At 62.3% G+C, this 15163-nt stretch carries 10 protein-coding genes and 1 riboswitch; of the genes, 4 read left to right on the top strand and 6 right to left on the bottom strand.

Annotated features, from left to right (window positions below; genetic code table 11):
- Window positions 1-181 precede the first annotated feature (181 nt).
- Window positions 182-2089, top strand: coding sequence for an alkaline phosphatase D family protein (locus AB4N80_RS00465; protein WP_122568855.1), 1908 nt, complete (start codon window positions 182-184; stop codon window positions 2087-2089).
- Window positions 2090-2252: 163 nt separating this feature from the next.
- On the opposite strand, the gene AB4N80_RS00470 is transcribed toward AB4N80_RS00465, so the two are convergent.
- From AB4N80_RS00470 to AB4N80_RS00495, 6 genes are all read right to left on the bottom strand, one after another.
- A complete protein-coding gene (locus tag AB4N80_RS00470; RefSeq protein WP_122568856.1) occupies window positions 2253-2753 on the bottom strand; it encodes a methylated-DNA--[protein]-cysteine S-methyltransferase in 501 nt (166 codons plus the stop codon).
- A gap of 183 nt (window positions 2754-2936) precedes the next feature.
- Window positions 2937-5672, bottom strand: coding sequence for a LuxR C-terminal-related transcriptional regulator (locus AB4N80_RS00475; protein ID WP_460080203.1), 2736 nt, complete (start codon window positions 5670-5672; stop codon window positions 2937-2939).
- Between the two features lie 312 nt (window positions 5673-5984).
- A complete protein-coding gene (locus AB4N80_RS00480; RefSeq protein WP_122568858.1) occupies window positions 5985-7349 on the bottom strand; it encodes a DUF1329 domain-containing protein in 1365 nt (454 codons plus the stop codon).
- 25 nt (window positions 7350-7374) lie between these two features.
- Window positions 7375-9231: a DUF1302 domain-containing protein gene (locus tag AB4N80_RS00485; RefSeq protein ID WP_122568859.1), complete on the bottom strand. Its 1857-nt coding sequence runs from the start codon at window positions 9229-9231 to the stop codon at window positions 7375-7377.
- 288 nt (window positions 9232-9519) lie between these two features.
- On the bottom strand, window positions 9520-11202 hold the full coding sequence (locus AB4N80_RS00490) for a fatty acid--CoA ligase (RefSeq protein ID WP_122568860.1): 1683 nt from the start codon (window positions 11200-11202) through the stop codon (window positions 9520-9522).
- 143 nt (window positions 11203-11345) lie between these two features.
- Window positions 11346-11975 carry a LysE family translocator gene (locus AB4N80_RS00495; protein ID WP_122568861.1) on the bottom strand — a complete coding sequence of 210 codons (630 nt, stop codon included), beginning with the start codon at window positions 11973-11975 and terminating at the stop codon, window positions 11346-11348.
- A 293-nt stretch (window positions 11976-12268) separates the two neighbouring features.
- On the opposite strand from AB4N80_RS00495, the gene AB4N80_RS00500 reads away from it, so the two are divergent.
- From AB4N80_RS00500 to AB4N80_RS00510, 3 genes are all read left to right on the top strand, one after another.
- Window positions 12269-13234: a 2-hydroxyacid dehydrogenase gene (locus AB4N80_RS00500; protein WP_122568862.1), complete on the top strand. Its 966-nt coding sequence runs from the start codon at window positions 12269-12271 to the stop codon at window positions 13232-13234.
- Window positions 13235-13267: 33 nt separating this feature from the next.
- On the top strand, window positions 13268-14266 hold the full coding sequence (locus tag AB4N80_RS00505) for a class I SAM-dependent methyltransferase (protein ID WP_122568863.1): 999 nt from the start codon (window positions 13268-13270) through the stop codon (window positions 14264-14266).
- Window positions 14267-14315: 49 nt separating this feature from the next.
- Window positions 14316-14438: riboswitch (yybP-ykoY riboswitch) on the top strand.
- 89 nt (window positions 14439-14527) lie between these two features.
- Window positions 14528-15112: a TMEM165/GDT1 family protein gene (locus AB4N80_RS00510; protein WP_122568864.1), complete on the top strand. Its 585-nt coding sequence runs from the start codon at window positions 14528-14530 to the stop codon at window positions 15110-15112.
- Window positions 15113-15163: the final 51 nt, after the last annotated feature.

Raw genomic sequence — 15163 nt, forward strand, 5'->3', positions numbered from 1 at the left:
AGCAGCCCCGAACAATTAACCAGGCACACCGCTGTGTCAGGTTTTAGGGGCGCTTCGCACCCCAGCGGGGATAAATCCCCTCGCCACAAAAGCAGGGTTACCACAATGCCTCCCCATCCCCAGCAACCCGGCACATTGCGCTATGATCCCCGCCTCTCCCTGAACAGAGCTTTTCTCGCGAATGCTGTCGTCCACCCCAGACCTCACCTCTACCCTGCCCCCCGTCCTGGTCGGCCCGCTGTTACGGCGGCTGGAGCCTGCGCGCCTGGTGATGTGGCTGGTGGGCACGCGAGCGTTGGCATTGACGCTGCGCATTGACGGTGTCGGCGACCTGGAACTCGATGCATCGCGTTGCACCGTGGTGCCGGTGGGGCAGCGGGCGTTTGTGCACTTGATCGATGTGACGCTCGACGCGCCCCTGCCCCAGGACGTAGCGATTGACTACGACCTGCTGGTGGACGACGCGCCCATCGCCGAGTGGGCGCCGCACCTGTTGTATGACGGCGCCCAGTGCCCGAACTTCATGTTGCACTCGCGCATCGAGCAATTGGTCCACGGTTCTTGCCGAAAACCCCACTACCCGGCCAACGACGGCCTGCTCTGTGTCGACCGACTGCTGGCGCAAGCCCCCGCGCAACGCCCGGCACTGTTGATGATGAGTGGCGACCAGGTCTATGCCGACGACGTCGCAGGGCCCATGCTGCGGGCGATTCACGGGCTGATCGAACGCCTGGGGCTGTTCGAGGAATGCCTGGACGGCGCCGTGGTGGAAGACAGCGCCAAGCTCTACCAACACCCGGCCAGTTATTACCATCGCGCCGATTTGCTACCGGCACTGGAGAGCAACGAAACCCTGCGCGAACGCTTTTTCGGCGGGGCGCGCAAGCCGATCTTCACCAGCAGTAGCGCCGACAATCACTTGGTGACCTTCGCCGAGGTCATGGCGATGTACCTGCTGGTGTGGTCGCCGGTACCCTGGACACTGATCGCGGTGCAGCCGCCAGAGCTGACCGTCGAACGGCGCCAGCGCTACGACCTGGAACAGCAACGCATCGATGCGTTCAAGACCGGACTGGGCGGCGTGGCACGGGTGTTTGCGCACTTGTCGTGCCTGATGATTTTCGACGACCATGACATTACCGATGACTGGAATCTGTCCGCGCAGTGGGAGGAAACGGCCTACGGCCATCCGTTCTCCAAACGCATCATCGGCAATGCCTTGATCGCCTACATGCTCTGCCAGGGCTGGGGCAACAACCCGGATGCCTTTGTTGACGTACTCCCGCAAACCTTGGCCTTGAGCGACACAGCCCGGGACCGTTACCTCGACAGCGAGCCACAGGACACACTGATCGACTCCTTGCTGGCTTTCCAGCACTGGCATTACGTGCTGCCAAGCACCCCAGCCCTGGTGGTGCTCGACACCCGGACCCGCCGCTGGCGCAGCGAGAACAACCTCAAGCAGCCTTCCGGCCTGCTGGATTGGGAAGCCCTGAGCGAGTTGCAGCAGGAGTTGCTGGATCACCCCTCGGCCATCATCGTCTCACCGGCGCCGATCTTCGGGGTGAAGCTGATCGAGACCGTGCAGCGGGTGTTCAGTTGGTGCGGTTATCCGTTGCTGGTGGACGCGGAAAACTGGATGGCCCATCGCGGCGCGGCCCAGGTGATCCTGAACATTTTCCGACACTCGCGCACACCGGGTAATTACGTGGTGCTGTCAGGGGACGTGCATTATTCCTTCGTCTACGAGGTGCTGATCCCACACCGCAAGGGCGGCCCGCGCATCTGGCAGATCACCAGCAGCGGCATCAAGAATGAATTCCCGCCGGTGTTGCTGGAATGGTTCGACCGCCTGAACCGCTGGCTCTACTCGCCGCGCTCGCCCCTGAACTGGTTCACCAAGCGCCGCAGCATGCGCATCGTCCCCCACACCCCGGAACACGCCGAAGCGGGCGAACGGTTGTGGAACAGCGCCGGCATTGGTCAGGTGTTCTTCAATGAACAGGGCCAGCCCACGCAGATCTACCAGCACAACGCCAACGGCCAGCCACCGACACGCATGCGGGCTCCCAAACCTCCATCCCCCTGAAACCTGTGATCTGCGATCAATGTGGGAGCGAGCTTGTTCGCGATGACGGAGGCACAGCCAACACATTCGCAAGCTGACTATCCGCTATCGCGAGCAAGCTCGCTCCCACAGTTGTTTTAGGGTGACTATAAATTTGCATCCACTCCCACAAGGAAAGTGGCAGTCAGAACGCCAATTGCAGGCTCTGCTGGCCTTCGAGGCTGAGCAGAAATTGTTTGGCCGCCAGGCCGCCAGCGAAGCCGGTAAGGCTGCCGGAGCTGCCGATGACGCGGTGGCACGGGGCGATGATCGAGATGGGGTTGCGACCATTGGCGGCGCCGACCGCCCGGACCGCCGTCGGTTGGCCGATCTGGAGGGCGATGTCGCGGTAGCTGCGGGTTTCTCCAAAGGGGATGGTCAACAAGGCGTGCCAGACTCGGACCTGGAAATCAGTGCCGGCAAAGTCCAGCTCCAATTCGAAACGACGGCGCTGACCGGCGAAGTATTCCAGCAACTGACGTTCGGTTTCCTTGAGGACTGGATGCTGGGTGTCTTCCTCCAAAGGCCCCAGACGCACCCGATTGAGCCGCTCGTTTTCCCACAGGATGGCCGCCAGTCTTGTCTCCCGGGCGACGAGGATCAGTTGGCCGACGGGGGATGGGATGGTTTTGTAGAGGGGCAACATCAAACATTCCTTCACTGGCACTGACTGTTTTTTGTGGCGAGGGGATTTATCCCCGCTGGGCTGCGAAGCAGCCCTCGATTGCTTCGGACATGATTTATGCCTGATACACCGAGGAGGGGGCTTCGCCCCCAGCGGGGATAAATCCCCTCGCCACAAAAGCTCTTCGACACAAATAAACCCCGCTCAGCCCAACAACCCCAACGCCTTCGCCCGCGCCACCGCCTGGGTGCGGCGCTCGACGCCGAGTTTGCTGTTGATGTGACTGGCGTGGGTCTTGACGGTGTGTAGCGAGATGAACAATTGCTCGCTGATTTCCTGGTTCGAGCAGCCTTGGGCAATCAACTGCAATACCGCCCGTTCGCGACTGCTGAGGGTTTCGACAGGCGCCGCCGGGTCGGTAGGCTGAGCCACCGTCGAGGGCAGGCGTTCGAGCAAGTGGTCGCGCAAGGTACTGGGCGGCGCGTGCAGCAGTTGCTCGCGCAACCAATCACGGTGCTTGCCGAACAACCACTCGAAGGGCTGCAACACCCCGCCGCTGGCGGCTTCGAAAGCCTGGGCCAGGGTGCGGCGTGCTTCGGGTTCGCGGCCGAGGCTCAGCAGCAAGGCGACCTTCTGGTTGAGCGCCATCACGCTGAGCATCTGCCGACCGGTTTGCTGCCCATGCTCAAGCAAGGCATTGAGCCGCCCCTCTGCAAGCATCGGTTGACCCCGAATGGATTCCAGCACCGCCTGCTGCAGTTCGACATGCAGCGGCAGTTGCGGGTGGAATTCCGGTGGCGCGGCGGCCCGTTCGCCCGTGTAGGTCTGGCCCAAGCGCGCCAACCAGGCTTCGGCCAGATCGGTGCGGCCCTGAGCCAGCCAGAGTTCGCATTTGACCAGGGTAATCATCGCCAGGTAATAGATCGGCGGAACGTCCCAAATGTGCATCAGGCGCTCGGCTTCAGCCAGTTCGGCAAAGGCCCGGGCGAACTCGCCGCTATAGCCTTCGATACGGGCGATCACGCAATGACCGATCAGCACGCTGATATCGCGGCAGGCTCGGGCTTCGGTGAGGCCCGCCTGCAACCGCGCCAGGCCGACCTGGGGTTGCATGCGCAAGGTCAGCAGGAAACCCTCGTACATGATCAACCGTGCCCGCACCGCATACAGCCGTTGGGGCGGTAGCTTGTGCAAACGTTGCAGGCCCTGGTGTACTTCGTCCAACGCCCGCAGGATCTCCCCCCGCGCCTGCAAGACCCGGGCACGATCGTAATGGGCCAGGGCCTCGAACAGTGGGTTGCCGACCCGCTGCGCCAGTTCCAGGGATTCGCGGTTCAGGTTCCGGGCGCGCCACAGGTCGCCGTCAGCAATCGCCAGGTTCGACAATGTGGACAGGCACATCAGCCGCTGGCCGTAGCGTTTTTGCGGCAGGCTTTCCAGGGCTTCGCTGCAATAACGCACGGTGGCTTCCCGGTCCCCACGGCCACGGGCGACAATGCCGCTCAGGGCCAGCCATTGGGCGAGCATGGATTTTTGCGCAGTGGCCGAGGGGGCCGGCAGGAAACGACTCAAGTGCGCGGCAAGCTCTTCAGCAGCGTCCAACTGGCAGGCCAGCCCCAGCGCCCAGCTGTAGAGCACGATCAACCTCGGCGTGCTGATGAGCAGGCTGTCGGGCAGGTCCATCTTCCAGCGCAGCAACATGCCGACGTTCTGCTCGGCCAGCAACTGCTCCTCCGAAAGGTTCTGCACCAGGTTCGCCGCCACGTCCAAGTGCCCGGCCCGTAGCGCCTGCTCCACGGCTTCGTCGATCAGGCCCTGGGCATTGAACCAGCGACAGGCCCGCAGGTGCAGGGTCGCGGCTGGGACCATGGCCGGGGCGCTGGGGCGACTGCGCAGCAGGTCGGAAAACAAGTGGTGATAACGGTACCAATGGCCATGCTCGTCTAGCGGCACCAGGAATACCTGGTGAGCCGCCAGGTAACGCAGGATCTGCGCACTGTCATGGGCTTCGCGCACGGCATCGCACAGCGCGCTGCAAAAGCGTTCCTGAGGAGCGGTGTCGTAGAGGAACGCCTGCACCTCGGCGGGCAGGCAATCGATGACTTCTTCGAGCAGGTAATCGCGGATCAGCCCTTCCCCGCCGTGCAGGGCCTGGGGCAGCAGGCCTTCGGTGCCGGCTTCGGACGCGGCCAGCAACCAGAAGCGCAGCCCGGCCACCCAGCCTTCACTGCGCTGGATGAGATTCTCCAGTGCCTCACCGCGCAACGAGCTGCTGTGGTGCTGGAGCAGGGTCAAGGCTTCTTCGTGGGTCAAGCGCAGGTCTTGCTCGTTGAGTTCGAGCAATTGCCGTGACAGGCGCAGGCGTGCCAGATGCCAGTCCGGGCGCTGGCGGCTGGTGACGAGCACCAGCAAACCGTCGGGCAGGTGATTGAGAAAAAACTGCAGGCAGCGATCCAGCACCGGGCTTTGGGCCAAATGGTAATCGTCGAGGACCAGCAGCAAGGGCTCGCGCGCCGATAAGTGCGTGGACAGCTCGTCCAGCAGGCCATCGAGCCATTCTTCGAAGGCAAAGGGTTGATGGCGCTGGCGCATTTTCAGCAGCCCCAGTGCCCGGCCGCCCAGTTGCGGGAAAAACGCCTGGAGCCCTTCGAGCAGGCGTTCCAGGAAACGCCCAGGGTCGTTGTCTCGGGCACTGAGCCCCAACCAGAGGCTTTGCCAATGGGCCGGCAGGCTCTGGCAGAACTCCACCGCCAGGGAGCTTTTACCAAACCCCGCCGGTGCACTGACCAGCAGCAACCTGCCCCCGAGCCCTGCGCCCAACCGCTCGCACAACCGCGGCCGCGCGACATGGCCATCGGGCAAGGGCGGGCGGTAGAAACGCCCGTCCTGTACCGCGATGGCTGCGCGGGCAGAATCCGGAAGTGAAGACAAATCAGTCATGGCCGGCTCTTGTAGGAATGCGGGTGGCGGCATTGCAGATGTCCGCAGACTAGCGGTAAACGAGGAGGTATTGAAGGGAGTGCTACAAATGGCTACAAAAAGACTACACGCCGACCTGGAAAAAACCGCTCTTGTGGCGAGGGAGCTTGCTCCCGCTGGGTGGCGAAGCCGCCCCAAAAAGCGATGAGCGCTTCGCACTCAAGCGGGAGCAAGCTCCCTCGCCACAGGGTTTGTGTTGACTGATCGAGCAAAAAAAAACGCCCCGAACCAGTCGGGGCGTTGTTTCGAGGATGCGGCCTCGGGTGGAGCGGTTTAGCGGATGCCGTCCTGACGCAGTGCGTTCGGGGTGAAATCGGCGGTGGTGGCGGTGAAGCCGAAGTCATAGGCCGATTTCTCTTCGTTCTTCATGCCCAGTGCCAGGTAGCGGCCGGACTGCAGGTCGTAGAGGGTTTCCAGGGCGTACCACGGCACTTGCTTGTCGTAGTAGTTCTCGGCATGGGCCTCGGCCACGCGCCACAGTTGGCCACGACCGTCGTAGTGGTCGATCACCGCAGCTTGCCAGGTGTCTTCATCGATGAAGAAGTCACGCTTGGCGTAGATGTGGCGCTGACCTTCCTTCAGGGTCGCGGTCACGTGCCAGACACGACGCAGCTCATAACGGGTCAGGTCCTGGTTGATGTGGCCGGCCTTGATGATGTCGGCGTACTTGAGTTGCGGCGAATCGATCCTGTAGCTGTTGGCAGCGATGTACATCTCTTGCTTGCCTTCCAGTTTCCAGTCGTAGCGGTCCGGTGCGCCGTTGTACATGTCCAGGTTGTCGGAGGTACGCAGGCCGTCGGCCGCCGTACCCGGGCCGTCATAGGACACTTGCGGGGCACGGCGCACGCGGCGCTGACCCGCGTTGTAGACCCACGCCGAGCGCGGTTCCTTCACTTGGTCGAGGGTCTCGTGCACCAGCAGCACGCCACCGGCCAGGCGCGCTGGCGCGGTCACTTGTTGCTTGAAGTAGAACAGGATGTTGCCAGGGTTGGCCGGATCGAAATCCTTCATCTTGTCGCGGAACACGAATTGGTCGCGGAAGTACACCAGACTGTACGAACCGTTGGGCTGCGGGGTGGCCTGGGTGACCAGGCGCGTCACGCTGCCGCCGCGATAGCGGGTGATGTGGTTCCAGATGACTTCCACGCCGCTCTGGGGAATCGGGAACGGCACGGCCGTCTCGAAGTTCTCCAGGCCGTTGCCACCGGAGACCAGCTTGGTGTTGACCGCGTTTTTCTTGATGGAGGCGAACACCTCGTCCGGCACGGTGGCGCCGCGATGGGTCGGGTAGACCGGCATCTTGAAGGTTTCCGGGTAGCGCTTGAACATCGCGTACTGGCCCGGGGCGAGCTTGGCCTTGTACTGCTCGACATTCTGCGCAGTGATGGTGAACAGCGGTTTTTCCGTCGGGAATGGATCGGCAAGGAAGCCCTTGCTGTCCACGGCACCGGCGTTCTTGGCCATGGGTTTCCAGGCCGAGATCGAGCCGTCGGCATTGCCGGCCATCTCGGCGCCCATCGGCGTCAGGCTCTTGCCCAGTTTGTCGGCCTCGGCAGCAGGCACTGCCGCCATGACGCTGGCAGCCAGCAGGGATAGCCCCAGAACACCGACCTGCAACAGATTCTTTGTTATTTTCATAGTGTGTCGTCCTGAAATTCGGTGCTTAGAAGGTCACGCCGACGCTGAGCGCCAGGAAGTCACGATCGTCCACGGTACTGAAGTCGCCACCAAAGAAGTTGGTGTAGGCCAGGCTGGCGTTGTAGGTGTTCTGGTACTCGGCATCCAGCCCGAGGCTGACGGCCTTGCGGCCTTCTTCGAAGTTGCCGCCAGGGCCTGGCGAGTAGCCTTTGACGTCATGGGACCAGGCCACGTTGGGCTTGAGGTTCACGCCGGCGAAGACGTCCGGGTATTCCCAGATGGCGCGAGCGCGGTAGCCCCAGGACGTGGAGGTGGTGAAGCCGTCGTTGTTGCAGTTGCTGTTCACACCGCTGCTGGTCTGGCCGCCACCTGCGGCGGTAGAGGCGTTGAGCGTGTTACAGAAGCCATTGGGCAGTTCACCTGGACCGAACACTGGGTCACGGCCGTAGCGAGCCTCGGACCTGCTTTCCAGCCCTCCGACGTGAGTGACCCCAATCTCACCCACCAAGGTCAGACGGCTCGCGCCCATAACTTGATCGAGGAAGTGGGTAAAGGTGGTCTGGAACTGGGTGATTTCCTTGCGGCGATAGCCGTGCAGATCCTGACCTGGGGTGCCATCGAGCACCGAGGCATTACCAAAACCCGGGATCGGAGTAACACCTGCAAAGAGAATATCGGTGGTACTCAACTGCACCGGCGCATTCGGCCGATAACTCAGCTCGCCGCTCCAGGCCGTGCCGGTGGGCAAGGTAGTGGAGAAACTCAAGCCATAGAGCCGAATGTCTTCCGGGTATTCAACGAAGTATTTGGAATTACCCGCCACGATCAGAGGGCGCAGCCCTGCCAACGGCCCCAACGGCGTGGAGTAGAACTGTTGTGCAGCTCCCGTGGCACTGAAAATCGGCGCACGGCTGTGGTAGTTCATGAAGTAGGCACCGAATTCGGTGTCCAGCGGCTCGAACATATACTTCAAGGACGCGCCCCATTGGCCGCCGTCACGGGCATCACGATCAGCCCCCCGGCGGACCAGGACCCCTTCCTCGTTCACGTCCACACCAAATGCACCCAAGGCCGGCAAGGCAGCCCCTGGGATCCTGGAACGTTTATTCAACACCCGCAGATTATCCGTACAGCCATCGGCAATAACATCTGGCTGGGAGAAGAACGTACCGCAGTTATCGACAACAGTCTGGTCCCACTCCAACTGGTAGAAAGCTTCAGCCGACAAGTTGTCGGTCAGGCTCTGGGACACATAGAACATGTTGACCGGGATCAAGCCTTCCTTGACCTCGGCACCAGGACGACGGAATGCGGACACATCGACCGGGTTGATGGAGTTGATGCCGCCCTGGATGAAGGTACTTTCACCCCAGCTGACAACCTGCTTGCCCAGGCGGACCGAACCCGGCTGATCGGCAATGGCATAGTTGTGATAGACGAACGCATCGAGGATCTGCCCGCCGGAAGACTTGGCGCCTTCCTTGCGATTGTTGTCGCTGATGTCCTTGTACAGGCGGTTTTCGTCCTTGAGTTCAAAGTCGTACCAGTACTTGCCGCGCACAAACACGCCGGTATCGCCGTACTTCAGTTCCAGATCGTGGATGCCCTTGAAGATCTTCGAGAAGGTTTCCCCGCGCTTGAAGTTCAAGTGGCCGTCATCGGAGGTCTGCGACAGCCCACGGCCGCCGTTGTTGACACCGATCAGATCCTTGTTGGCGTTGGCCGTGGACCAGCTCGCCCCCACCGACAAGGACGAGTCGAACTGGCCTTCGATTTCACCAATGTTGAAGCTGACGCCGAATGCAGGGCCGGCGAGCGAGGAGGCAAGACTGACAGCCAGAGGCAGTTTTGCCCGGCGCCAGAAAGTGTTTGCTGAGGTCATCGACGCAACTCCATGTGTTTTATTGTTATGGCAGCGGACATTTCCGGAAACCCTTCGCCGTGCTGGCACGTACGTCCCATTCCGAAAATCCCTTGAGCGGACTATAGCCAGCAGGTAGTACGGCTTGATCCCTCTAAAGTGTGATTTGCAGCCCTCAACCACTCTGGAACAGTCCTTTTGCCAGGCCGACAGATGCCGGCACGGCAAGGATGGCTGAAATTTTCAGTTTGACAAGGCAAGCGCTTGCTTGGTGGGGCTGCCGTGCCCTTTCGGGCACGGCAAAAGGGCCTAAAGCGTGGAGAGGAAGGTGCTGTTGTTGCTCTGCCATTCGGTGATGTCGACGCGGATGCGCTTCTTATCGAGCTTGCCGACGCTGGTCTTGGGAATTTCCGTAACAAGGGCGATCTGGCTCGGGATCGCCCACTTGCTCAAGTGCCCCAGCTCAACGAACGGCTTGAGGTGCTCCTTGAGTTCGCGAGCCCCGATCTCATGCCCTTCGCGAACCACCAGCAAGGCAAACGGCCGCTCGCCCCACTGCGGATCGGGAATGCCGACCACTGCTACTTCACGTACCGCCGCGTGACGGCTGATGAGGTCTTCCAGGTCCAGGGAGGAGATCCATTCGCCACCGGTCTTGATCACGTCCTTGATGCGGTCGCGGATGTCGATGAAGCCCATGTTGTCGAGCGTGGCGACGTCACCGGTGTGCAGCCAACCGCCGGCCCAGAGCTCGGCGCCCTTCTGCGGCTCGTTGAAATAGCCCTCGGTGAGCCACGGCGCGCGCAGCACCAGTTCGCCCTGGGTCTCGCCATCGGCCGGCAGGAACCGTCCCTCGGCGTCGACAATCGCAGCCTCCACCAGCGGCCCCGGCACACCGGCCTTGATCCGGTAGGTGGTACGTTCGTCTTCGCTGCCGGCCATCAGTTCCGCGTTGAGGTGGGCGCAGGACACCAGCGGGCCGGTTTCCGACATGCCGTAGGCGGCGGTGAGCTGGATGCCCCGGGCCTTGGCCGCTTCGTACAGGCTGCGGTTCAGGGCGCTGCCGCCGATGACGATCTTCCAGCCGCCGAAGTCGGTGTCCTGGGCGCCCTTGGCATTGAGGACCATTTGCAGGATGGTTGGCACGCAATGGGAAAAGGTGACCTTTTCCTTGCGCCACAGCTGGACCAGGAGTTCGGGGTCGTAGCGGCCCGGGTAGACCTGCTTGAGCCCGAGCATGGTCGCCACGTAGGGCAGGCCCCAGGCGTGGACATGGAACATCGGCGTGATGGGCATGTACACGTCGTTGGTGCCCAGCAGCCGCACGCTGTCGATGGCCCCCATGATGGTCGCCACGCCCATGGTGTGCAGCACCAGTTGCCGATGGGTGAAGTACACGCCCTTGGGGTTGCCCGTGGTGCCGGTGGTGTAGAACGTGGTGGCGACGGAGTTTTCGTCGAAATCCTGGAAATCGTAGGTGGGCGTGGCGGCGGCCAGCAATTGCTCGTACTCACCCACCAGGTTCGGCAGGTCGGCGGTTTTTTCCGGCAGGTCGGTCAGCAGCAGGGTCTTGTCCACCGTGGTCAGGTGCCCGGCGATCGCCTGGTACAAGCCGACGAACTCGCTGTTGACCAGCACGAAGCGGTCCTCGGCGTGATTCATGGTGTAGACGATCTGCTCCGGTGACAGGCGCACGTTGATGGTGTGGATCACCGCGCCGATCATCGGGATCGCAAACATGCATTCCAGGTAACGGTGGCTGTCCCAGTCCATCACGGCCACGGTATCGCCGGCCTTGACCCCCGCCTCGGTCAACACGTTGGCCAGGCGCGCGACCCGTTCGATCAGCGTCGGATAGCTGTAGCGCAGTTGGTCACGGTAGATGATCTCGCGGGTTTTCTCGTAACGCGTGCCGGACATCAGCAGCCGCTTGATCAGCAGCGGGTATTGATAGGCGCCTTCGGCTGGAGGAATAACGCGAGTCTGCAACATAAGAGTCCCTTTTCTGACTGCACGGTCTTGGCTGGAAGTAAGCACTCTAGAGCGCTTATACACGGATCAAATCACCCAAAGGAATGATTTGATCCGCGCGCAGATACTAGCCTTGAGCCATGTCCGGGACAGTGGGCGCTGGATCAATGCGCCTCGGTAAACGCCAGCTTCACCCCAATGGCGACGAGCACCGCGCCCATGGTCCGGTCGAACCAGTGGCCCATGCGCGCGAAGCCGGCGCGCACCCGTTGCTGGCTAAACAACAGCGCCACCAGGCAGAACCAGACGGCCGTCGCCATCGCCAGGTACACGCCATAACCGGCCTGGATCGCCAACGGCGTATGCGGATTGATCACCACGGTGAACAGCGACAGGAAAAACAGCGTCGCCTTGGGGTTCAGGCCATTGGTGACAAAGCCGGAAATGAACGCGCCACGGGCGGTACGCTCACCGACTTCCTTGTGCAGGTTTTCCTCGGCCGGCTTGGCCGGTTGCGCCCGTAGTGCCTTGAAGCCGATGTACAGCAGGTACGCGGCGGCGGCCCATTTCAGCGCGTTGAACAGCACGATCGATTGCGACACGATCAGGCCGATGCCCAGCAACGAATAGCCCACGTGCAGGAAAATCGCCGTGCCGACGCCCAGCGCCGTCCAGGTCCCGGCGCGCCGGCCATGGGTCACGCTTTCGCGCACCACCACGGCAAAATCCGGCCCGGGGCTGGCGACGGCCAGCAGGTGGATCAGGGCGACGGTGAGGAATTCGGTGAGGTACATGGTGGCTCCTTGGCTAGCTCAATCTCGAAACAAACATCAACTGTGTGGCAAGTGAATCTGTGGCGAGGGGATTTATCCCCGTTGGGCTGCGCAGCAGTCCTAAAAGCAGTGAACTCAATCTGCCTGGTACACCGAGTTGCCTGGTTTGGGGGCCGCTTCGCAGCCCAGCGGGGATAAATCCCCTCGCCACAGGGTTCTTCATAAGCCCATTATTCGGGCCAGGCCACAGCCACATTCCATCTGATAGGCTCGCCACATTACGCCTTCGGTTCTTGACATAAAAGGTACAGCTGATGACGAACACCGCCCGCGCCGTTTTCCTCGACCACCCTTCCCTGGACCTCGGCGACCTGGACCTGGCCCCGTTGCGCGCCTGCTTCGGCGACCTGCAACTGTTCGCCCGGACCACGCCGGAGCAGGTGATCGAGCGGCTCAAGGGCGCCACCGTGGCGATCACCAACAAGGCCGTGATCGATGCCCAGGCCATGGCCGCCAACCCCGAACTGAAGCTGATCCTGATCAGCGCCACCGGTACTAATAATGTCGACCTGGAAGCCGCTCGCCACCACGGCATCACGGTGTGCAATTGCCAGGGCTACGGCACGCCGTCGGTGGCCCAGCACACCATCATGCTGTTGCTGAACCTGGCGACGCGCCTGGCCGATTATCAAAAAGCGGTGGGGGAAGGTCGCTGGCAGCAGGCTTCGCAGTTTTGCCTGCTGGACTATCCGATTGTCGAACTGCAAGGCAAGACCCTGGGCTTGCTCGGCCATGGCGAGTTGGGCAGCGCTGTCGGGCGGCTGGCCGAGGCCTTTGGCATGCGCGTGCTGCTGGGGCAGATTCCCGGGCGCCCGGTCCGCCCCGACCGCTTGCCGCTGGAGCAACTGCTGCCGCAAGTCGATGCCCTGACCCTGCACTGCCCGCTCAACGAGCACACCCGAAACTTCATCGGTGCCCGCGAACTGGCCCGGCTCAAGCACGGCGCATTTGTGGTCAACACCGCCCGTGGCGGCCTGATCGACGAACAGGCCCTGGCCGAAGCACTGCGCAGCGGTCATTTGGGTGGTGCCGCCACCGACGTGCTCAGCGTGGAGCCGCCGACCCAAGGCAACCCGCTGCTGGCCAACGATATCCCACGGTTGATCGTCACTCCACACAACGCCTGGGGCAGCCGCGAGGCGCGGCAACGGATCGTCGGCCAAATGAGCGAAAACGCCCAAGGCTTTTTCAGCGGTACAGCGCGGCGTGTCGTCAGTTGATAAACTGCCGCACTTTTTTTCAAGGAGCAGACCATGGATCCGCGCAGTGAAGTACTGCTTCGTCAGGCCGAATTATTCCAGGGTTCGGTGTTGTTGGCCGGCCTGCCCGCCGATGACCTGCTCGGCCGTTTGCCTGAGGCCCATGGTTGGTGCTGGCATGCCGGCGATCAGGCGGCGCTGGACGCTCGTTTTCCCGAGCGCAGCCACTTTGGCGTGAACGTCCCCGAGCATGGGTTCGACACCGCCGTGGTGTTCTTGCCCAAGGCCAAGGACCTGACCGACTACCTCCTCAATGCCGTGGCGGCGCGCCTGGCCGGGCGCGAGGTGTACCTGGTGGGGGAAAAACGCAGCGGCATCGAAGGCGCCTCCAAGCAGCTCAACCCGTTCGGCAAGCCGCGCAAACTCGACAGCGCGCGGCACTGCCAGCTGTGGCAAGTCACGGTCGCGAATGCGCCCGAGGCCACGCCACTGGAAAGCCTGGCCCAGACCTACGAACTGCCCCTGGCCGAAGGCCCGCTGAAGGTCATCAGCCTGCCGGGGGTGTTCAGCCACGGTCGCCTGGATCGCGGCAGTGCGCTGCTGTTGGAACACCTGGATAAACTGCCCAGCGGGCATTTGCTCGACTTCGGCTGCGGTGCCGGCGTGCTGGGGGCGGCGGTCAAGCGGCGCTATCCACACAACACCGTCACCCTGTTGGACGTGGACGCGTTCGCCGCCGCCAGCAGTCGCCTGACCCTGGCCGCCAATGGCTTGGAAGCCGACGTACTGACCGGTGACGGCATCGACGCTGCACCGATGGGTTTGAGCGCGATCCTGAGCAACCCGCCGTTCCATGTCGGTGTGCACACCGACTACCACGCCACGGAGAACCTGCTGCGAAAAGCGGCCAAACATCTGAAAAATGGCGGCGAACTTCGCTTGGTCGCCAATAGTTTCCTCAAATACCAGCCGCTGATCGAGGAGCATTTGGGCGTCTGCGCAATCAAGGCCGAAGGCCAGGGTTTTCGCATCTACCGGGCCAAGCGCGGCTGAAGTTTTTTAGGCAACAGCACTTGCTCAATCGGATTTGCCTAGGCAGAATCCGCTCCGTCCTAGGGGAGTAGTCTCCCGCGAGCGCCATGCTCGCCCGGCATACGTCAACATACTTGGTCAGCAGACCATGGCGTATGCGGCCCAAGCGTCCACGCAGATGGTCGCTGGGTTTGACAAGACCTATGACACGCACACCTTACCCGGGGCGGGAAGGCTGTACGTGTCATAGCCGTGTCGACCCGCCCCTTTAGGAAATCCCTGATGCTGGATTCACTCCTCGTACCCACGGCGATCGTTGCGCTGGCCGAAATCGGCGACAAGACGCAATTGCTCGCGCTCATCCTGGCCGCTCGCTTTCGCAAACCCTGGCCGATCATCGCCGGCATCGTTGCCGCGACCCTGGCCAACCATGCGGCGGCCGGTGCGGTCGGCGCCTGGGTCAGCGGTTTTTTCTCCGACCCGGTCCTGCACTGGATATTGGCGGCCAGCTTCACGGCCACGGCACTGTGGACCCTGATCCCGGACAAACTGGACGATGAGGAAGCCAACACGGCCCGCCGGTTCGGACCATTCCTGACCACGCTGATTGCGTTCTTCCTGGCGGAAATCGGCGACAAGACGCAGATCGCCACGGTGATGCTCGCCGCGCAATACCCGGAGCTGTGGCTGGTGATCATTGGCACCACGGTGGGCATGTTGATTGCCAACGTGCCGGTGGTCCTGGCGGGCAATTTCGCCGCCGAGAAGCTGCCCCTGACCCTGATCCGCCGCCTGGCCGCCTCGGCGTTCTTCGTCCTGGCGATCGTGGCGGTGTACAAAGCGATGCAGAGCAGTGGGTGGGTTTGACCCTGTGTCACACTTTGGGCTGAGGATAACTGTGGGAGCATAGCTTGCTCG

This window comes from Pseudomonas sp. H3_A02 (assembly GCF_054671965.1).

Excerpts from the sequence above, each read along its gene's own strand:
- AB4N80_RS00485 (WP_122568859.1), bottom strand. The coding sequence starts at position 9,231 with ATGACCTCAGCAAACACTTTCTGGCGCCGGGCAAAACTGCCTCTGGCT.
- AB4N80_RS00500 (WP_122568862.1), top strand. The coding sequence starts at position 12,269 with ATGACGAACACCGCCCGCGCCGTTTTCCTCGACCACCCTTCCCTGGAC.
- AB4N80_RS00505 (WP_122568863.1), top strand. The coding sequence starts at position 13,268 with ATGGATCCGCGCAGTGAAGTACTGCTTCGTCAGGCCGAATTATTCCAG.
- AB4N80_RS00480 (WP_122568858.1), bottom strand. The coding sequence starts at position 7,349 with ATGAAAATAACAAAGAATCTGTTGCAGGTCGGTGTTCTGGGGCTATCC.
- AB4N80_RS00470 (WP_122568856.1), bottom strand. The coding sequence starts at position 2,753 with ATGTTGCCCCTCTACAAAACCATCCCATCCCCCGTCGGCCAACTGATC.
- AB4N80_RS00475 (WP_460080203.1), bottom strand. The coding sequence starts at position 5,672 with ATGACTGATTTGTCTTCACTTCCGGATTCTGCCCGCGCAGCCATCGCG.
- AB4N80_RS00465 (WP_122568855.1), top strand. The coding sequence starts at position 182 with ATGCTGTCGTCCACCCCAGACCTCACCTCTACCCTGCCCCCCGTCCTG.
- AB4N80_RS00490 (WP_122568860.1), bottom strand. The coding sequence starts at position 11,202 with ATGTTGCAGACTCGCGTTATTCCTCCAGCCGAAGGCGCCTATCAATAC.
- AB4N80_RS00495 (WP_122568861.1), bottom strand. The coding sequence starts at position 11,975 with ATGTACCTCACCGAATTCCTCACCGTCGCCCTGATCCACCTGCTGGCC.
- AB4N80_RS00510 (WP_122568864.1), top strand. The coding sequence starts at position 14,528 with ATGCTGGATTCACTCCTCGTACCCACGGCGATCGTTGCGCTGGCCGAA.